The 19,621-nt window shown below is 38.3% G+C and carries 14 protein-coding genes; 13 read left to right on the top strand and 1 reads right to left on the bottom strand.

The window, feature by feature from the left end; translation table 11 throughout:
- Positions 1 to 17: 17 nt before the first annotated feature.
- Together ACTWPM_RS03055 and ACTWPM_RS03050 are read left to right on the top strand one after the other, a co-directional pair.
- Positions 18 to 4,379: a S8 family serine peptidase gene (locus tag ACTWPM_RS03055; RefSeq protein WP_443131612.1), complete on the top strand. Its 4,362-nt coding sequence runs from the start codon at positions 18 to 20 to the stop codon at positions 4,377 to 4,379.
- Between the two features lie 617 nt (positions 4,380 to 4,996).
- Positions 4,997 to 5,224: a hypothetical protein gene (locus ACTWPM_RS03050; protein ID WP_443131593.1), complete on the top strand. Its 228-nt coding sequence runs from the start codon at positions 4,997 to 4,999 to the stop codon at positions 5,222 to 5,224.
- 184 nt (positions 5,225 to 5,408) lie between these two features.
- On the opposite strand, the gene ACTWPM_RS03045 is transcribed toward ACTWPM_RS03050, so the two are convergent.
- On the bottom strand, positions 5,409 to 6,386 hold the full coding sequence (locus ACTWPM_RS03045) for a C40 family peptidase (protein WP_443131592.1): 978 nt from the start codon (positions 6,384 to 6,386) through the stop codon (positions 5,409 to 5,411).
- Between the two features lie 629 nt (positions 6,387 to 7,015).
- On the opposite strand from ACTWPM_RS03045, the gene ACTWPM_RS03040 reads away from it, so the two are divergent.
- The 11 genes from ACTWPM_RS03040 to ACTWPM_RS02990 all read left to right on the top strand — a co-directional run bounded on the left by ACTWPM_RS03040 (position 7,016) and on the right by ACTWPM_RS02990 (position 19,471).
- Positions 7,016 to 7,774 carry a YveK family protein gene (locus ACTWPM_RS03040; protein ID WP_443131591.1) on the top strand — a complete coding sequence of 253 codons (759 nt, stop codon included), beginning with the start codon at positions 7,016 to 7,018 and terminating at the stop codon, positions 7,772 to 7,774.
- Positions 7,764 to 8,462, top strand: coding sequence for a CpsD/CapB family tyrosine-protein kinase (locus ACTWPM_RS03035; RefSeq protein WP_443131590.1), 699 nt, complete (start codon positions 7,764 to 7,766; stop codon positions 8,460 to 8,462). The genes ACTWPM_RS03040 and ACTWPM_RS03035 overlap by 11 nt, the downstream gene beginning before the upstream one ends.
- A gap of 190 nt (positions 8,463 to 8,652) precedes the next feature.
- Positions 8,653 to 9,420 (top strand): tyrosine-protein phosphatase, encoded by a 768-nt coding sequence (locus tag ACTWPM_RS03030; RefSeq protein ID WP_443131589.1) that lies wholly within the window; start codon positions 8,653 to 8,655, stop codon positions 9,418 to 9,420.
- 319 nt (positions 9,421 to 9,739) lie between these two features.
- Positions 9,740 to 11,605: a polysaccharide biosynthesis protein gene (locus tag ACTWPM_RS03025; RefSeq protein WP_443131588.1), complete on the top strand. Its 1,866-nt coding sequence runs from the start codon at positions 9,740 to 9,742 to the stop codon at positions 11,603 to 11,605.
- A 417-nt stretch (positions 11,606 to 12,022) separates the two neighbouring features.
- Positions 12,023 to 12,703: a PIG-L deacetylase family protein gene (locus ACTWPM_RS03020; protein ID WP_443131587.1), complete on the top strand. Its 681-nt coding sequence runs from the start codon at positions 12,023 to 12,025 to the stop codon at positions 12,701 to 12,703.
- A gap of 22 nt (positions 12,704 to 12,725) precedes the next feature.
- A complete protein-coding gene (locus ACTWPM_RS03015) occupies positions 12,726 to 13,547 on the top strand; it encodes a formyltransferase family protein (RefSeq protein WP_443131586.1) in 822 nt (273 codons plus the stop codon).
- Between the two features lie 2 nt (positions 13,548 to 13,549).
- Complete coding sequence (locus tag ACTWPM_RS03010; RefSeq protein ID WP_443131585.1) at positions 13,550 to 14,233, top strand: sugar transferase; 684 nt, start codon at positions 13,550 to 13,552, stop codon at positions 14,231 to 14,233.
- Positions 14,205 to 15,083 (top strand): NAD-dependent epimerase/dehydratase family protein, encoded by an 879-nt coding sequence (locus ACTWPM_RS03005; RefSeq protein ID WP_443131584.1) that lies wholly within the window; start codon positions 14,205 to 14,207, stop codon positions 15,081 to 15,083. The genes ACTWPM_RS03010 and ACTWPM_RS03005 overlap by 29 nt, the downstream gene beginning before the upstream one ends.
- Before the next feature lie 3 nt (positions 15,084 to 15,086).
- Positions 15,087 to 16,364 (top strand): glycosyltransferase family 4 protein, encoded by a 1,278-nt coding sequence (locus ACTWPM_RS03000; RefSeq protein ID WP_443131583.1) that lies wholly within the window; start codon positions 15,087 to 15,089, stop codon positions 16,362 to 16,364.
- Positions 16,361 to 18,214, top strand: a complete 1,854-nt coding sequence (locus ACTWPM_RS02995) for a heparinase II/III domain-containing protein (RefSeq protein WP_443131582.1) — start codon at positions 16,361 to 16,363, stop codon at positions 18,212 to 18,214. The genes ACTWPM_RS03000 and ACTWPM_RS02995 overlap by 4 nt, the downstream gene beginning before the upstream one ends.
- 36 nt (positions 18,215 to 18,250) lie before the next feature.
- On the top strand, positions 18,251 to 19,471 hold the full coding sequence (locus ACTWPM_RS02990; RefSeq protein ID WP_443131581.1) for a nucleotide sugar dehydrogenase: 1,221 nt from the start codon (positions 18,251 to 18,253) through the stop codon (positions 19,469 to 19,471).
- Positions 19,472 to 19,621 lie beyond the last annotated feature (150 nt).

Below are 19,621 nucleotides of genomic sequence, written 5' to 3'. Positions count from 1 at the left end.
AGGACAACCATTTGAACATGAAGAAGAGTTTGATTCTATTCTTTATTTTCCTGCTCGCCTTTTCAAACTCGGTGTTCGCGGCCAGTGGAATAACCGATAATGCGGATGTACAGCAGCCGGAACCCGAAGCGAAACCAAAGGTCCAAAAGGAAATTAAGGAAACGGATGCTGAGAAGGAATATTCCCCGAACGATGATGTTCGCGTCATTGTCGAACTGAAGAATGACCCGGCAATTGAGCAAGCGAAATCAACAGGTAAGACATACCAGGAACTACCTAAGGAAAAGAAAGAACAATTACAACAGCAAGCTCTACAAGAGCAAGAGAAAGTAAAACAATCCATTTCCGCTGAATCGGTGCCAATGGAGTATAAGGAAAGCTTTACCACCGTTGTAAACGGCTTTAGTGGAGTTGTAAACTACAAAGCTATTAAAGTACTTGAATCTCTTCCGAATGTGGGCAAAGTACATATTAGTCATGAATATGAGCGTCCGGAAGTGATCGATCCTGAAATGTTATATAGTAAGGAGCTTGTAAACGCTCAAAAAACATGGCAGGAATACGGATATAAAGGAGAAGGGATGACTGTCGGTGTTATTGACACAGGCATTGACCCGTCTCATAGGGATATGGTGTTAAGCGAAGACACCGACCCTGAACTTAGTCAAGATGATGTATCCGGATATAAAGATTCCGGAGAGCTGAAAGGGGAATACTTCACCGAGAAAGTCCCTTACGGCTACAACTATGCTGACGAAAATGATACGATCCTTGACCTTGGACCAGGGGCCTCTGAACACGGGATGCACGTATCCGGTACAGTGGGTGCCAATGGCGATGAAGATAATGGCGGAATTAAAGGGGTAGCTCCAGAAGCCCAGATTCTCGGATTGAAAGTGTTTGGTAACGATCCGGAAATGCCGTCCACATATAGTGATATCTATGTCAAAGCCATTGATGATGCGATTATGCTTGGAGCAGACGTGATCAATATGAGTCTTGGTTCCACAGCAAGCTTCGTATTACCAGAAGATCCAGAACAGAAAGCAGTTGAAAGAGCTGTTAATAACGGCGTAATGATGGCGATTTCAGCCGGGAACTCCGATCGTTTCGGCGGCGGATTCAATAATCCGTTTGCTGCGAACCCGGATACCGGTCTTGTTGGAGCTCCAGGATTATCAACAGACTCCCTGCAAGTCGCTGCTTTTGAAAATGAATACCTAATGCTGAGTGCTTTCAATACACAAGTAGATGGGGAGCCGAAAGATCCCGTATCCTTCCTATCTGCAAGTGAAGTAGATCCTGAAACACTTGGAGAAAATTATTACGAAGTCGTAGATGCCGGTCTTGGCCGAAAGCCGGGCGACTCGGAATCAAACCCGAATGCGAACGACTTTGAGGGCATTGACCTTGAAGGGAAAATCGCACTGATCAGCCGAGGCGAAACTCCGTTTGTAACGAAAACGTTGAACGCTCAGGCCGAAGGAGCTGTCGCTGCCATTATCTACAATAACGTAAGTGGATATATCAGCATGGCTTCAAGTTCCGAAATCAACATTCCTCAGCTTGGCATCCTGCAGTCTACAGGACAAGAGATGAAAGGATATTTAGATAACGGACAAAATCTTGAGATTGCCTTTAAAGGCGAAGAAGTAAAATCGAAAAACCCACAAGCTGGAAGTATGGCAGGTTTCTCTTCCTGGGGTGTAACACCGAACCTTGATTTCAAACCTGAAATCACGGCGCCAGGAGCAAGCATTCTTTCAACTATGCAAGACAATGATTATGGATTGATGAGTGGAACATCCATGGCCGCGCCGCACGTAGCAGGTGGATCTGCCCTTGTTATGCAGCGAGTGGACAAAGAATTTAGTTTAGAAAATGCTAACCGTGTGGAAATGACGAAAAATATTCTAATGAATACGTCAGCTCCGCAAATTGATAAAGGATTGTATAACGATGCGCTGAACCTTAACTACTATTATTCCCCTCGTCATCAGGGAGCGGGACTAATGGATTTACATGCCGCAATGAAGACTCCAGTCGTTGCAACTGAAAAAGACTCCGGTCTTGGTAAGGTTTCACTGAAAGAAATGGACACGCAAGAAACGTTCACAGTAGAACTTGAGAACGTAAGTGACGAGAATGCGGTCTATAATGTAGAAGGTACCGTTCAGACAGATCTTGTCGTACAGAACCCGGATACCAATAATTTTGAAATTCGTGAAGAAACACAAGGGATCTTTAAAGAAGGAACGACCAGCGATGAGAGTCCATTCAAAGGGGAATACCCAATTGATATGAGCTCATCGAACGGTGCTGAAGGAGAAAATGGCTATCAGGTTATCGTACCAGCCAACTCCTCTGTTGAAGTAGACGTTACCGTCGATCTTGAAAATACAGTCGACTGGAACTACAACCTACCGCTTGATCAACTATTTGAAAATGGACACTTCGTTGAAGGATTCGTTACCTTCACAGACCCGAACGACACGAACCCGGAAATTAATGTTCCTTATGTCGGCTACCACGGAGAATGGGATGAAGCACCAGTCGTAGATGATACTATTTATGACGAAGACGGCAATTCCTTCTATGGTGCTACCGGCTTGTTAACTCCATCGGAACTTGGTTACGAGTACCTGGGTGTCAGCCCTCTATTAGCGGAGGATGCGGCATTAACAGGTGATGAGAAGAACGTCGGTTTCTCTCCAAATGGAGACGGAGCGCGTGAAGAAGCTGTACCATATCTTTCTTTGTTAAGAAATGCGAAGGATGTTGAGTTCAATATCTTAGATGAAGATAAAAACGAACTGCGCACCATCCGTACCCGTGATGAACTGAGAAAGAACTACTATGACGCAGGTGCTGCACCTGTTGCCAACATCTATGCACCGGCTGCCTGGGATGGCAAGGTGAAAGGTGAAGTCGTAGAAGATGGTCAGTACTACTATGAAGTTAAGAGTAAAGTAGACTATCCAGATGCCGAATGGCAATCCTTTACGATTCCTGTCAAGGTGGACACAGATGCGCCTTCTCTTGAGGTGACCTACAATCAGGAGAGCGGTCAAATCAACTGGGATGCATTTGATGAAGACACAGGACTATCTCACTTTGACGTCCTTGTAAATGGCGAACTTGTTTCTGAAGATTCCCTTGGGGCAGACGCTGATTCGTACACCGTCAAAAATCCTGACGAAGCGAATAACGTAAAAGTCGTTGCGCATGACTATGCAGGAAACACAATGTCTGACAATGTGATGGAAGAAGCGGATGATACGATTCCTGGTGTTATTGCCCTTACTCCAAAAGCCTTAAGTGTTACCAATAACAAAGAAGTCGCCGTAACAGGCTACGTGGAAGATGACTCTCAAGTTGAGAGCCTGACCATTAATGGCAAAGAAGCGAAATTGAACTGGGATAAAGAAAACCAGCGCTACAACTTCAACGAAACCATCAGCTTCAAGAAAGATGGATTCAAAGAAATTGAATTTAAAGCTGTGGACGACAGTGGCAATGACATTTCCTTCATTAGAAGGTTTATGTTAGATTCCACGAACCCTGTTCTATCTATCGATGGACCGCACACCACCGATCAAGGGGAAGCGGAACTCGATATAAATGTTAAAGATAACTTTGACGAGCTTCGTCTTTATGTAGACGGCAGCGAAGTTTATAAGAACATCTTTAAAGAACCATATGAAATGAGATCGATTGAAGAAACCATCAGCGAAACAGTAAATCTGGAAGAAGGTAAAAACTCCTTTGAGATTGAACTAGTGGACTTGGCTGGAAATACAACGACCAAGCAAATCACAATCTATCAATCTGATAAAGAAGCTAAATCCTTCAACGATATTCCAGAAGATTACTGGGCAGAAGAAGTGATTCAGAAGCTGAACGTGGGCGGAGTCATCCTCGGTTATCCAAATGGTGATTTTGGAACCAATGACGACATCTCCCGTGTGAATGCCGCGAAAATGATTGTTCGTATCCTTGACCTGGACACAGACAATGTCGAAAATCCAGACTTCAATGATGTGAAGAAAGGCGATTACGGCTATGCTGATATCGCAGCGATTGCAGAAAGCGGAATTATGGTTGGTTCCCCGGACGGCAACTTTAATCCGAAAGCCAGCCTGAAGCGTTCTGAAATGGCGAAAATCCTTGTCGATGCTTATGACCTGAAAGGCAGCACCGACGATGGATTCAGTGACGTGCCTCTTGATCACTGGGCGTATGATTACATCAATACGCTGGCAGCTAACAAGATTTCCATCGGTTATCCAGATGGAACGTTCAAGCTGAACCGTGACACGACTCGTGCTGAATTTGCGATGTTCCTTGCAAAAGCTGAGGATGATCGTTTCATTAAGTAAGATATGAAGAAGCAGCTGAGGCTTTTATGAGCCTTAGCTGCTTTTTTTATCTCTCTGTTAAACGCTTTTATTAGTTTTTATAAAGGTATTTATTCAGTCAGCTATAAGGTTGTATTGGTTATGATGAAGGTCCTCCGGGTAACAGCTCGCTTTCCGTGGACTCAACACAGTGGAGGTTCGACTAAGACCGCCACATCGTGTGGCAACGTCGAACGACCCTGCGTCCTGCAGCGCCTCAGGCTTGCGCCTTCCGGGGTCTTACCTGTCATGTTCATCCCGCAGGAGTCTCGCTGTTACCCTCCGGACCTAACGATAAATGGATTAATAAATTATATGAGGGATCAAGGTAAGTACTCTCTATACAGTTATACGGAATATTTGCGTCACTCATAGTAATGTTGTAGAAGGTAATGTTAATCTATCAATCCCCTCACTAGGAATCCTTCAAGAATAGGAGGGTTCACATGAAAAAATATGGAGGTGTAAAGTAGTTTTGCTTTTTTGAAGTATTTCTTCATATATACAAGCCAGTCTTAAAGAAGGTAATAGATAATGCTCGAAGCCTAAAAGGGCATTCCCTGCGATTTACAGGAGAATAGTACTCAGGAGGTAAGTGTATGAAGAAAAGAGGAGAGGGAAATGTGCCGGTGATTAGGGCATTACTCATGTTTGTTGTCCTTTTGAGCTGGATGATGCTTGATAGCCAAATTACGGGTTTTATTCATAAATATATTACCTCTAATCACTTTCTTACGGGAGTGATTTATTCGCTGGGTGGAGGAGGAGCAGCTTGGATAGCGCTTCTTATTCTAGGGAAGGTGATGTCATTAATTAATAGAGAGTAACTTTAAAGATGATAGTTTTGGTTCACGGAGAGTAAGGCAAAGAAGGAAATAAAAACAGGAAGCAACAACAGCTATATATAGAAGAAACTAGGTATAAATTTGAGAGAAGAAAGAGAAAAACTAGAGCAATAAAAAAGGCTTTTTTCCTATTTCAGGAAAAAAAGCCTTTTTTAGGTTTAAAAACTTACAAAGCGCGGTATAGGAATACTGCGAACTCACTACGAGTAGCTTCGTTGTCTACTCGGAATGTTCCATCTTCATAACCTTCTGTAATATCATTCGCACTTAGGGCTTTAATGTGGTCGTACGCCCAGTGACTGCTTCTAACATCAGAGAATTTGTTGCTTCCATAAGCATTTAAATCAAAAGCTCTGGCGAAGATTGATGCAATTTCCGCACGAGTAATCGATTGGTCAGGTCTGAAGTCACCATCTTCATAGCCTGATAGATAACCTTCATCTGCAGCAGCTTCAATGTAGTCAGCTGCCCAGTGAGAAGAAGATACATCATCGAAGCTTGAACCGTGGCCGTTGTCTAGATCAAGCGCATCGGCAAGCATTTTAGCAGCTTCCGCACGAGTTACATCGTTTTTCGGCTTAAATAGATCTCCATCATAGCCATCAATAATTCCCTGTTTACTTAATGAACTTACAGCATCTGCAGACCAGTGATCGCTATCAAGGTCGTGGTAGCTTCCAGTTGGAAGGGAACTGCTGGATACTCCAACATCAGCTACACGCTTAGCGCCACGGTAGTTGCGGTCCCAGTAACCAGTAAGAGAAGCAACTGTTATGTCGTCACTCGGATTTTCAGCAGAAATCATTTTGTTATTTCCTATGTATATCCCAACGTGCCATACAGGATTACCGAAGAATACGAGATCACCAGGCTGCAAGTTTGAACGCTTTACATAATCCCCTTCGCCATACTGTGATCTTGATGTGCGAGGTAAATCAATACCTGCCTTATCATATACATACTGCGTATATCCTGAACAATCAAATCCGTTAGTAGATGTTCCGCCCCAAACATAAGGTGCATAGTCGTACTTGAATGCTAGATCTACTATTTGGTTCCCAATTCTTGAGCCGGCTAAAGAGTTAGGTACGAACAGTAGAAAAACCATAGAAAATGCGAGCAACGACATAAGAGCTTTCTTCATAAATTATTTATCCCCCTGAAATTTTTTTCGTCTCTCTTAATCCTTTTCTAATGTATCACAACAATTTACGTCATGAATTTACAGTTGTGTAACAATTAAATGACAACGGGTTTGCGAGAGTAGAAAAGGGGTAAAGGGCACGGGTTTACCGGACTCTAACCTCTATGAATTTTTCGCATTGGTTACAAAAGTGTGGGATTTTTATAGAATTGATCACTCAACCAACTTACATATTATGGAAATTTATTTCATCTATGATAGTTTTTCCTCTCATGTAAGAACTGAAAGTACTGTAGTAGTATAGAGAGAATAAACTCGCAAGTTAGAAATAAGGTAAGAATTAATAGATATATCACGAAGATCATCTCTATAATTAACTTCGAATGTGGTGCTTACTTATACCACCCACATTGTATTTCAGTACATATAGAGAGCTTTATTTACGATTTAATTATGGGTATAACTTGTCGATATAAACTATGTTACGGATTTTTGTGCATTCGGTCCTCAGACTTTAGTCTGTGATTGTAAACTATTTGAAAAAATAACAAGTGTGCACTCATTCCCATATTTATCTATGATATAATGACTCTATGTTTTGAAATTCGACAATATCTGGAGGTTTAGTAATGGAAGAAACAATATCCCTTAAGGAAATAATTGAGGTACTGAAAAAACGCCTTTTACTTATTATTGGTCTTGCTGCCGGAGCGGCCATTATTAGTGCTTTAGTCACCTTCTTTGTATTAACACCGTCTTATGAGGCTTCTTCTCAATTCATTGTCAATCAGTCGCAGGAAGAAACGGCAGAAAACCCTTATGATGTAAATGATATAAGAACCAACGTAGAACTAATTAATACATATAATGTTATTATTAAGAGTCCGCGTATCTTAGATCAAGTGGTTGAAGAGTTAGGTTTAGATGCAACAGCGGGAGCGTTATCCAAAAAGATTCAAGTTTCCAATGCTGAACAATCCCAGGTGGTTAACGTGGTTGCAACGGATGAAGATCCGCAGCAGGCGGCGGCCATAGCCAACACAACGGTTCAGGTATTTAAAGAAGATATCCCTCAATTAATGAACGTAGATAACGTAAATGTTCTATCCGAAGCAGCAGTTGGTTCAACACCGACTCAAGTAAGTCCTCAACCTTTATTGAACATTGCCATTGCTTTAGTTGTTGGAATAATGGTAGGAGTAGGAATAGCCTTCTTACTGGAGTACTTGGACAATACGCTTAAATCCGAAGAAGATATAGAAAGCCATTTAGACCTTCCTGTTATGGGTGTTGTTTCAACTATTACGGAAGAAGATCTACCGGAGCGTCGTCCAACCAGAAAAAAGACCGAAGACACAAAGGTGAGGAGTGAATCTATTGGCGCTTAGTAAGAAGAAAAATAACCAACAAACGTCAGTCCGAAGCATCATTGCCAACGACAATCCTAAATCACCGATCGCCGAGCAATACCGGACGATCCGTACGAATCTACAATTTGCCTCTGTGGATAAAGAGCTCGAAACCATGATTGTTACGTCTCCCGGTCCGTCAGAAGGAAAGTCTTTGACAACCGCTAACGTGGCAGTGGTATTTGCCCAACAAGGGAAGAAGGTATTGCTGGTAGATGCAGACCTTCGTAAGCCTACCGTGCACTATACTTTCCGTGCTGATAACACTTCAGGATTGAGTAATTTTCTCGTAAGGAATCGATCTCTGAAAGAACTAGCGAAAGAAAGCCGTGTAGAAAATCTGGATCTTCTTCCATCCGGGCCGATTCCTCCGAACCCTTCAGAATTACTAGGGTCCACGATGATGGAGAAGTTAATTGGAGAAGCTAAAGAACACTATGATATGATTATCTTCGATACGCCGCCTGTACTAGCGGTTGCCGATTCTCAAGTGTTATCTAAGTTTGTAGATGGCGCGTTAGTGGTTGTCCGCAGTAAGCAGACTGAACAGGAAGCAGCCGGTAAAGCGAAAGAACAATTGGAACAATCAAGAGCCAATATACTTGGTGTGGTACTGAATGATATGGATGTTAAAGACAGTAACTACTATTATTATTACGGAAACTAGAGAGAGGAACTTTCCTCTCTTTTTTTATAATAAATTATTAGAAATATTCAAAAATGTTGGATTTTGAAGTATAAAAAACAAAATGATTCTTCTAAAATATCTTCAATTCGAGACCTTAAACTGATATACTCTATAATAGACTTTATAAGACTAATAACCTAAGAATATGATATAGAGAGGAGTCCGGCATATGATCGATATTCATAGCCACATTCTTCCGGGGGTAGACGACGGAGCGCAAACCATGGAAGAAAGTATGGATATGGCTAAAGCAGCTGTAGAGGATGGAATTGATACCATCATTGCGACGCCGCACCATATGAATGGAACCTATAATAATTATAAAAATGATATATTGATTCAAGTTAGTGAATTAAATCGGCAGTTAAGTGAACGAGGAATGGAATTGAAGGTACTCCCCGGCCAAGAGACGAGGATTCATGGAGAGATGCTGGAAGGCATACAAAGTGAAGAGGTATTATCTCTTAATGTAGATACCAAGTTTGTATTCGTAGAGTTTCCGCCTGACAGTGTCCCGCGCTACACAAGTAAGTTACTGTTTGATTTGCAAGTGGAAGGATATCACCCGATTATTGTTCATCCCGAACGTAATAAGCATATTATGGAGCATCCAGATACCCTTTACACTTTGGTTAAAAATGGGGCATTCGTTCAGCTCACGGCAGGAAGTGTATGCGGTCATTTCGGTAAGAAAATTAAAAAGTTCTCCCATCAATTAATAGGAGCGAACCTGGCTCACTTAATAGCTTCTGATGCTCACAATACTTCTAGTCGTGGTTTCTGTATGACTGAGGCTTATAGTGAAGTAAGGAAAGAGTTTGGGCTGGATACGGTTTATCTTCTTTCTGAGAACGCTGAAGAGCTGTTAGAAAACGGGATATTAGCCTCAGACCCCCCGCAGCACGTGAAGAAGAAAAAGACTTTTGGTCTATTCTAAAAGCTGTATAACGAAAAAAATAACAACTTCTAGTTTTTTATACGACTAGGAGTTGTTTTTTTATTATTTCTGTAAGCGCATTAATATGAAAGTGATTAGACTCAGACAAAATCTATTAATATTGTGTAAAATATTACCTTGTTCCCCTTCAATCGGAAATCTAAACCTGCTATAATGAACAATGTTATGAACTTATATAAATTCAATGAAACTAGTAAATTCATACTACATAAAAGTTGTAAGTATAATTATTTAAGCTTTAAATAATTACTTATTAGACTCATCCATAGACCAATATTGAAAGGAGAGGGTTATTGAAATGTTTGCTTCTCTAAGGAAAAGACTTATTTTATTGATACTTATTGATTCGATTATCGTTTCCTTTTCAATTTACATGTCCCATTTCTTCTTAAATCCCTATGTGGCAGTTTTTGATCGCATTATGTTAGTTTCAGCTATTGTCTTGTTACTAACGCACCATTTGTTCTCAGGTGTGTTAGGGATGTATAGAAAGAAATGGCGCTATGCAAGTATGGAAGAATTGATTGGAATTATCGTGGTTGTAACTTTATCTATTATTAGTGCAGCTTTAGTTCAGTTTTTGGCATTTGAAATGGTTTACGAACGAGCTTTAGCTATTACATGGATGTTACACATATTATTAATTGGCGGGGTGCGGTTTGCTTGGCGTTATTATAAAACCTACGGGCTGACTTTTAATCCGAAAGGTAAAAAAGCACGATTGGTGAAAAAAAATCCTAATATGAAGCAAACGTTAATTGTAGGTGCAGGTTCAGCTGGTCGGATGCTAGCCCGTCAAATGAAAGGCTCTAACGATAGTAATACGAATATTGTAGGCTTCATTGATGATGATTTCACAATGCATCACTTGAGTATTGCTGGTCTCCCTGTTTTAGGCAGCAGTAAACATCTAAAAGAAGTGGTTAATAAGCATAAAGTTAACCATATAGTTATAGCTATGCCTTCTATTGATCAAGCCAGGATTAAAGAAATCATTAAAGAGGCGAAAAGCGTCGTATCCAATGTACAAACTCTTCCGATGATTGAAGATATCGCCCTTGGCAATGTATCTGTCAATCAAATCCGTGACGTACAAATTGAAGATTTATTAGGCCGTGAACCGGTCGAGCTTGATATTGACTCGATCCAATCCGAAATTAAAGGTAGAACCGTTATGGTCACGGGTGCAGGAGGAAGCATCGGATCGGAAATCTGCCGGCAGCTGGTGAAATTTGGTCCAAAACAACTAATTTTATTAGGTCATGGAGAAAACAGTATCTATACGATACATATGGAACTCAAACAACTAGACATGGATACTGAACTTGTGACCGTCATTGCTGATGTTCAAGACCGTGAGCGTATATTCCAAGTGGTACAGGAATATGCCCCCTCCTATATATATCATGCCGCAGCGCATAAACATGTTCCACTAATGGAAGCAAATCCGAAAGAGGCTGTTAAGAATAACGTCATTGGAACGAAAAATGTAGCTGAAGGAGCTCATTATGCAGGGGTTAAAGCGTTTGTCCTTGTTTCTACCGATAAAGCAGTTAATCCTCCGAATGTGATGGGAGCTACGAAGCGAATTGCTGAAATGGTTGTTCAGAATATCAGTAAGCAAAGCCATACTAAATTTGTTGCTGTTCGATTTGGGAACGTTCTCGGCAGCCGTGGTAGTGTTATTCCTTTATTTAAGAAGCAAATCGCTGCTGGTGGTCCTGTTACTGTTACTCATCCGGATATGACTCGTTATTTTATGACTATTCCGGAAGCTTCTCGATTGGTACTTCAAGCAGGAGCGCTAGCAAGAGGCGGAGAGGTATTTGTGCTTGATATGGGTGAGCCAGTGAAGATTGTCGATCTTGCAAGGAATTTGATTCATCTATCTGGGTTTACTGAAGACCAGATTCCAATTCAATTTAATGGGATTCGTCCGGGTGAGAAAATGTATGAAGAACTTCTAAGTGATAAAGAAGTGAATAAGAAGCCAGTATTTCCGAAGATATTTATTGGCAAAACCGTCGAGTTCGATTACCAGCTTGTGCAGTATTTGGTTGATCATCATGTATATAGTGACGTGGATGATTTGAAAGAGTATGCGCTTGCTCTTGCTAATAACAGTCTACCAAAGAAACAGGAATTTTTAGAACAAGTGCTTTAGTTGTTAGGAGTAACACAAGTCCGGGGGATTTGAAGGGTACTCCAACAGCGGGGTAATTAAAGAGTTAGTTGAGCGTTCTGTAATGAAAAATAAGGTTGCTTCGTTTGAAGCGACCTTTTGCTTTGGCTGTTTATAGTGACTGACAGGCTTTGAGCCCATCCTATTAAGGAAGAACTTTCAAGTTGATAAATAACGTCTTCTTTAATTTTTATCACTAAACGTAGTTGTTTTATGTGGAGATTTCTGAGGCATAGACAACTCTAGCAAAAGGTGACTTACATTAGGTAGGTGAGATAGCCTAAGAATTTGGTGTCTCAATAGTTACTTGGATGATCACCGAATTGTTATCCAAGCAACTATTAAATCACTAAGTGGTTTTAAAAAGTGTAAAGATTTTCATAAAAAGGGGTAAGTGAAATGTCATATTTAGTTGTGATTGCCCACCCAGATGATGAAGTACTAGGGGCGGGAGCTACAATCAATAAGCTTGCACAGGAAGGACACTCAGTAAATGTTTGTATACTTTCTGGAGATGTTAATGTAAGGAACCACAGACCAAGTACTGATGAGTTAAATGAAGATGTGAATAGCTCCATGAATATTATTGGTGTAGATAGAGTTATTACAGGGGACTTTCCAAACATTGAGTTTAATACGGTTCCACATTTAAAACTAGTACAGTTTATTGAAAAATCTATTATTGAAACGGAAGCGGATGTAGTATTCACTCACCATCCTGCAGATTTAAATAATGATCACTTACATACTTCTCTTGCGTGCCAAGCTTCAGTGAGGTTATTCCAACGTAGAAGTGATGTAAGACCATTAAAAGAACTACTCTTTATGGAAGTCCCATCTTCAACGGAATGGGGAGTAAATAAAACTATGAATCAATTTTCACCAAATACTTTCATTGAAGTTGGTGAAGGAAGTGTCGATAAAAAATTAGAGGCTCTAGCCCAGTACCGAGGAGTAATGAGAGACTACCCTCATCCTAGAAGCAATGAAGCGATAAAAGGTTTAGCTGCATACCGTGGCAGTCAAGCTGGAATGGTATATGCAGAAGCCTTTGAGAGTGTATTTAGACGTGGATTCTAGAAAGCAGAGAGGATGGTAGACTTTGAATAAGAGAATTGCATTTGCCACTTGCGTTCAATTAGGGCTAAGCTGTATTGAAGAAATCTATCGTGTTGGGGGTAACTTAGACTTACTTATTACTCTTAAAGATGAAAAGGCTAAAAATAAGTCTGGAAGAATATATCTTGATGATTTCGCAGCTAAGCATAATGTACCTTTATTAAAAATTGATAATATCAATAATCAAGAAGTACTTGATGCTTTGAAAGAACATCAAATAGATTGGCTGTTCATTATAGGATGGTCGCAAATCGCAAAGAAAGAAGTACTTGAAGCCCCTAACAATGGTTGTATTGGTATGCATCCGACATTATTACCTGTAGGGCGAGGAAGAGCGGCAATACCATGGGCTATTATTAAAGGGCTGGATGAAACAGGGGTAACAATGTTTAAGTTGGATGAAGGCGTTGATACCGGTGATATTATAGGACAAGGTGTTATACAACTTAATGAAAGTACTACAGCAACCGAACTCTATGAAAAAGTAGATGATATGCACATCAGTCTTATTGCAAAGTATTGGGAAGATATTGTTACTAATAATATTAACCTTGTAAAACAGCATGAAGCAGATGCTACTAAATGGCCGGGTAGAAAACCAAAAGATGGCGAAATATTAACTAGCATGACTATGGATGAAGCTGACAAATTGGTGAGAGCTGTTACACGCCCTTATCCGGGAGCATTCTTAAACAAGGAAGATAAAACCTTAAGAATATGGTCAGCTAAGACAAGCGTGCACGAAGGTGAAATTAAACTTAGTGACGGATATTTAACACCTATTGATTACGAGATAGAGGGATAGTTATGAAGGAGAAGAAAAATCAAAAAATTACTAAACGTTTCTTTGACATTGTTATATCTTTATTTATTCTTGTCCCATTTCTCCCTTTATGGTTATTAGTTGCAATTATCATTAAGACTACTTCACCAGGACCAATATTTTTCTTACAAGAAAGGCCGGGGCTTCATAAGAAAATATTTAAAGTCTACAAATTCAGAACTATGCGACCGGGCTCTGGAAAAATGATCAAAGGGCAAGAAGTAATGAGAGACGATAATCGGATTACGAAAATTGGTAAATTTCTAAGAAGAAGTAAAATTGATGAGATACCTCAAGTTCTGAATGTGCTTAAAGGCGAGATGAGCCTTGTTGGTCCAAGGCCAGAACGTATTGCATCTCTTAAAGACTATACAGACGAAATTTCCAAAAGATTAAATATGAGGCCGGGATTAACCGGATTAGCACAGGTTAGCGGAAATATATACCTTACCTTGCAGGATAGATATAAGTTTGACGTCTACTATGTAGAAAATTTCAGCATGGTCCTCGATGTTAAAATTATATTAAGGACTATTGGGGTTGTGTTATTTGGAGAGGATAGATACGTAGATAAATACTTAGTTGATGTGAACAAAAGCAATAACGAAGTAGCAGCAACTAATGAGGAGACTGTTTCAAATGAAAAAGATACTTATAACAGGGGCTAATAGTTATATAGGAACATCTTTTAAAACATGGGTTTTACAATTCCCTGATAATTATTCAGTTGAAACAATTAGCTTGAGAGATGACAGTTGGAAAGACCACTCATTTAAAGAATATGATGTGGTCTTTCACACGGCAGCAATTGTACATGTCAAAGAAGATAATACCGATCAGTATTCTAAAGTAAATAGGGACCTCACTATAGAAGTAGCGAAAAAAGCAAAAAAAGAAGGAGTGAAACAGTTCATATTCTTAAGTACGATGGGGGTTTATGGGACGGAAACAGGATATATAACAAAGAACACTCTTCCAGTACCGAAGACACCTTACGCCAAATCAAAATATGAAGCTGAACAACTTCTTGAAGAGCTGGAAAATAAAGACTTTAATGTTGCCACTCTAAGACCACCGATAGTATATGGCAAAAATTGTCCTGGAAACTATAGGAGACTTGCAACTCTCGCTTTAAAATCTCCGCTCTTTCCTAATATAGATAATGAACGTAGCATGATTTATATTGATAATTTATCTGAGTTTATACGATTATTAATTAAACACGAAGTTAGTGGTCTGTATTTTCCGCAAAATAAGGCATATGTAAACACAACAAAGTTAGCGAAAGTTATTGCGAATGCTCATGGGGAAGACTTAAAAGTTACAAAGTTTTTTAATGGTGTGGTTACAATAGGCATTAAAAATTCAAAGATATTTAAGAAAGTATTTGGTTCTTTTATTTATGATAAAGAGTTACCCGGTAGTCCAGGAACTTTGCTGAACGGTATGAGAGTAGAATACGAGAAGGTATCATTTGAAGAGTCTATATTAATAACAGAAAAGAATTTAGGGGCTTAAAATATGGGAGAAACAAACGATTATAAGAATATATGGATTTTTCATCACTATGCGACGCCACCTACATTGAATGGTTTTACGAGACCATACAACTTTGGGGTAAATCTGAATGAAGAAAACTATAAAACTACAGTATTTGCGGCATCATACCTTCATTTTTCAGATATGAATTTAATAAATGATGGTAGGCCCTTTACCGAAGAAGATCATTCCGGTGTATCTTTTGTATTTGTCAAGACTCCATCATCTTCAAAAAACACGCTTGCAAGAGTTAAGAATATGGCAGTATATTATAAAAATCTACTTAGTGTAGCAAAAAAATATGCTAAACAATATGGTAAGCCTGATTTAATCATTGCATCATCTCCTCATCCACTAGCTATGATTGCAGGCATTAAGGTTTCAAAGAAGCTTAACGTGCCTTGTGTTAGCGAGGTGCGAGATTTGTGGCCAGAGGCAATATTTGCTTTTGGGAAAACAAAAGAAAGTAGCCTCTTAGGAAAGCTTCTTATAACTGGAGAACACTGGATCTATAAAAATTCAGATGCGTTAATTTTTCTAAAAGAGGGCGACACGGACTACCTTAGGGATAGAAAGTGGACGACTGAACAAGGTGGAGATATTGATCTTGATAAATGTCATTATATAAATAATGGTGTAGACATTGAAGCATTTAATAGACAAATTGAAAATAATGTACTAGAAGATGAAGATTTAATGAGCGGAAATTTCAATGTGGTATATACGGGGGCAATACGCCCCATTAATAATGTAGGGAATATTTTAGATGCTGCAAAGTTATTGAAAGATCAAAAAAATATTCAATTCTTAATATACGGTGATGGTAACCAATTATCAATGTTAAAACAGCGCGTTAATGATGAAGGATTGACTAATGTTAAATTGAAAGGTTATGTAGATAAAAAGTTCATGCCTTACGTACTGAGCAAATCCTCAGTAAATATATTGAATTATTCACAAACAAAATATAATTGGTCTAGAGGAAATAGTTCAAACAAATTGTTTGAATACATGGCGTCGGGGAAGCCTATTATTTCTACTGTCAAAATGGGTTATTGTCCTTTGGAGAAATATGATTGTGGACTCTCATTAGAAAAAGATACACCTGACGAGTTGGCTAACGCTATTATGCATATCTATGAAATGCCCAATGAAACCTACAATAAGATGAGTCAAAACGCAAGAGTAGGCGCGCAGCATTATGATTATAAAGTTTTAACAAAAAAATTAATTTCAGTAACGGAGAATGTAAGCTCATGAAAAAAGAAGTTTATTCGCTATTAACTGAATATGGATTAAAATGGACAATCAATCGTTCCTTGTATTCAGCGAAATTAAAGATGATGTCTGCAATTCCTGCTACAGAAAACTTTTTTGAAAGAAATGTTGAAGTGAAAAGAATTGACTTATTTGAATTTAACGTGCCTTCAATAAAAAACTTTTTAGATGAGTTAACAGAAGAAAAAAAATCAGAAATCGTATTAATTGCCGATAAAGCCATTGATGGGATTATTACTGGCTTTTCTTCAATTGAACTAGATTACGGATACCCTATTAACTGGCATTATAACCCACTTACCAGAGCTGAGAGTAAAAAAAACGTTAAATGGTATCAGTTACCTGACTTTGATAAAGATGTAGGTGATATAAAAGTTATTTGGGAAGCATCACGACTAACACATTTTCACTTCTTTGTTAGAGCTTACTTGTTAACAGGTGAGCAAAAATACTATATTGCATTTTCAAACCAGTTAAAGGCTTGGTTAGAAGACAACCCTTATCCATACGGAGCTAATTTTAAATGTGGCCAAGAATGCACTTTAAGAATGATAAACACACTGATAGCATATACAGTATTTAAAAATTGCGGCCTTACAACAAAGTCAGATGAAGAGAATGTAAAAAATCTAGTCGAAGTATGCTATAAGAAAGTTTTATCAAACTTTTTTTACGCCCATAAATGTATCCAAAATAACCATACATTTTCTGAGATAAGTGGCTTAATTGTGGGGGCATGGTGTTGTGAAAGTAATGCAACAGTAAAAAAGGCTTATGAATTACTAGATAAAGAAATTGTAAAACAATTTGAACCTGATGGTGGATTCACACAATTTTCCTTCAACTATCACAGGTTTACTCTTCAAATTATTGAATGTGTCTATAAAATGAGTGAAAAAACTCAGATCTATATTAATGAAGCCGAAAGAATTAAAAACAGTGTTCTATTGTTATACCAAGTTCAAAATGATGATGGAGATGTACCCAACTACGGATCCAATGATGGAGCCCTTATATTTCCATTAAGTTCATGCGGGTATCGCGATTTCCGACCAGTATTGAACACAATTTATGCATTAATTGAAGGTAAAAGGTTATATGAATTTGGCGATTATGATGAGGAAATTTTTTGGTTTGGAGACAATAGAGAACTTCCTTTTGAAAAGTTAGAAAGAAAATCTTCAGTTTTTAATGAATCAGGCTTCTATAGTTTCCGTCATGATGGTGGCTTTTTAATGACATGTCTACAGAATTATAAATCTAGACCTGCACACATGGATCAGTTGCATATAGATTTATGGCATAAGGGAATAAACGTTCTTTGTGATAGTGGCACTTATTCTTATGCCAGTGAACTTGGTAAAACACTTTCCTCAACGAAAGGTCATAATACAGTAAAAGTACCTGGAATGGAGCAAATGAATAAAAAAGGTGCCTTTCTAGTTACTGATTGGACTAAACGTAAAGAGGTAAAATACAGATCTGATAATTTTGAAGGGACTATGATTTCAAAGAATGGCTATCATCATCAGAGGAGAATTGAGCAAAAAAGTTTCGGATATTCCGTTACTGATGAAGTTATAGGTGATGGAGAATATTCAGAGGTTATTTTCCACACACCCTGCGAGGTAAAAAGAGTTGCAAAAGGACTGGAATTACATTGGGAAAATCAAGCAATTTGTTCTATAGAAACTAATGGAGATATAGAGATTAATAAATGTTATAGGAGCGTCTACTATTTAAGAAAAGAAGAAATAAACTGTATATCTATTAAAAAAAACATGGTAGAAAAGAAAAGCAAATTCATATTTAATATTAGATTATTTAAATGAGCAAAATACAAATGGATAGATGAAAGGAAGTTAATTATGATTAATATAATTGGACTAGGATATATTGGTTTACCAACGGCGCTTATGTTTGCCAAGAGTGGAATTAAGGTTGTTGGTACTGATTATAATGAAAACTTGGTAAACAATTTAAATAATAGCAAGTTGCCTTTTGAGGAAGAGGGTTTAGAAGAGTTGTTTCAAAAGGCACTATCTAATGGAATTGAATTCACAACTGAATATCAGAAGACTCATACTTATATTCTTGCAGTTCCTACACCGTATGTTAAGGACAGTAAGAAGCTTGACCCTAAGTATGTCATAGCAGCAGTAAATAGCGTACTTGATGTTTGTGAAAAAGGCGCATCCATAATTATTGAATCGACAATTTCACCTGGTACAGTCGATAAGTTTATTCGCCCTGAAATTGAAAAAAGAGAATTTAATTTGGGTACTGATATTCATTTGCTACATGCTCCTGAAAGAATTATTCCAGGTAATATGATTTATGAACTAGAACACAATTCAAGAACAATAGGCACCGATGATTTAGAGATCGGAGAAAAAATTAAAGGGCTCTATTCTAATTTTTCTAAAGCGGAAATTGTCATAACAGATATAAGATCAGCAGAGATGTCGAAGGTCGTTGAAAATACATATAGAGATATTAATATTGCATTTGCTAATGAGTTAGCGAAGATATGCCGTACGGATAATATGGATGTTTATGAGATTATAAGGATCGCAAATATGCATCCACGAGTTAACATGATGCAACCGGGCCCAGGGGTAGGGGGGCATTGTATTTCAGTAGATCCATGGTTTTTAGTTGGTGATTACCCAGACTTAACAAACTTAATTTTAACTGCGCGTAAAATAAATGATTCCATGCCAAGGCATGTATTGGGACGTATTAGAGATATTATGAGGGAACATGGAATTAAAGATATATCCAAAGTGGGACTTTACGGGTTAGCTTATAAAGAAAATGTTGATGATACAAGAGAGAGTCCAACTCTTCAATTGTTAGAAAGAATGGATGAACATTTAGCCTTCGGAGTAAAAGTGTTTGATCCTTTTGTTAAAGATAGAATGGTAGATCATCAGTTTATGAATTTTGAAGATTTTCTAAATGAAATAGAAATTTTAGTTATAATGGTAGGGCATGACCATATTAAGAATAATGCAAACCTTGTTATAAACCAGCTAGTACTAGATACTAAAAATACAAACACATTTAAAAATTCATATAAATTATAGAATTTAATGGATAGATATTTTGAAAGTTTAATAATTACACTTAAAATTAGTAACTTAATATTTAATTATGATACATGTTAAAACAAAAGCTAACTTATAAGGTCTCAGAGTACAATGAATAACGTTATAAGAATTTTTTATACTGATAGT

Source organism: Halobacillus sp. K22 (assembly GCF_052246795.1).
Taxonomy (GTDB): Bacteria; Bacillota; Bacilli; order Bacillales; family Halobacillaceae; genus Halobacillus.
Note: the sequence above shows the minus strand (reverse complement) of the source record. Positions and strands in the feature narration are given on the sequence as shown.

Bases quoted from the DNA above. Each gene is read 5' to 3' on its own strand.
- ACTWPM_RS03055 (WP_443131612.1), top strand. From the start codon at position 18: ATGAAGAAGAGTTTGATTCTATTCTTTATTTTCCTGCTCGCCTTTTCA.
- ACTWPM_RS03050 (WP_443131593.1), top strand. From the start codon at position 4,997: ATGAAGAAAAGAGGAGAGGGAAATGTGCCGGTGATTAGGGCATTACTC.
- ACTWPM_RS03045 (WP_443131592.1), bottom strand. From the start codon at position 6,386: ATGAAGAAAGCTCTTATGTCGTTGCTCGCATTTTCTATGGTTTTTCTA.
- ACTWPM_RS03040 (WP_443131591.1), top strand. From the start codon at position 7,016: ATGGAAGAAACAATATCCCTTAAGGAAATAATTGAGGTACTGAAAAAA.
- ACTWPM_RS03030 (WP_443131589.1), top strand. From the start codon at position 8,653: ATGATCGATATTCATAGCCACATTCTTCCGGGGGTAGACGACGGAGCG.
- ACTWPM_RS03025 (WP_443131588.1), top strand. From the start codon at position 9,740: ATGTTTGCTTCTCTAAGGAAAAGACTTATTTTATTGATACTTATTGAT.
- ACTWPM_RS03020 (WP_443131587.1), top strand. From the start codon at position 12,023: ATGTCATATTTAGTTGTGATTGCCCACCCAGATGATGAAGTACTAGGG.
- ACTWPM_RS03010 (WP_443131585.1), top strand. From the start codon at position 13,550: ATGAAGGAGAAGAAAAATCAAAAAATTACTAAACGTTTCTTTGACATT.
- ACTWPM_RS03005 (WP_443131584.1), top strand. From the start codon at position 14,205: ATGAAAAAGATACTTATAACAGGGGCTAATAGTTATATAGGAACATCT.
- ACTWPM_RS03000 (WP_443131583.1), top strand. From the start codon at position 15,087: ATGGGAGAAACAAACGATTATAAGAATATATGGATTTTTCATCACTAT.
- ACTWPM_RS02995 (WP_443131582.1), top strand. From the start codon at position 16,361: ATGAAAAAAGAAGTTTATTCGCTATTAACTGAATATGGATTAAAATGG.
- ACTWPM_RS02990 (WP_443131581.1), top strand. From the start codon at position 18,251: ATGATTAATATAATTGGACTAGGATATATTGGTTTACCAACGGCGCTT.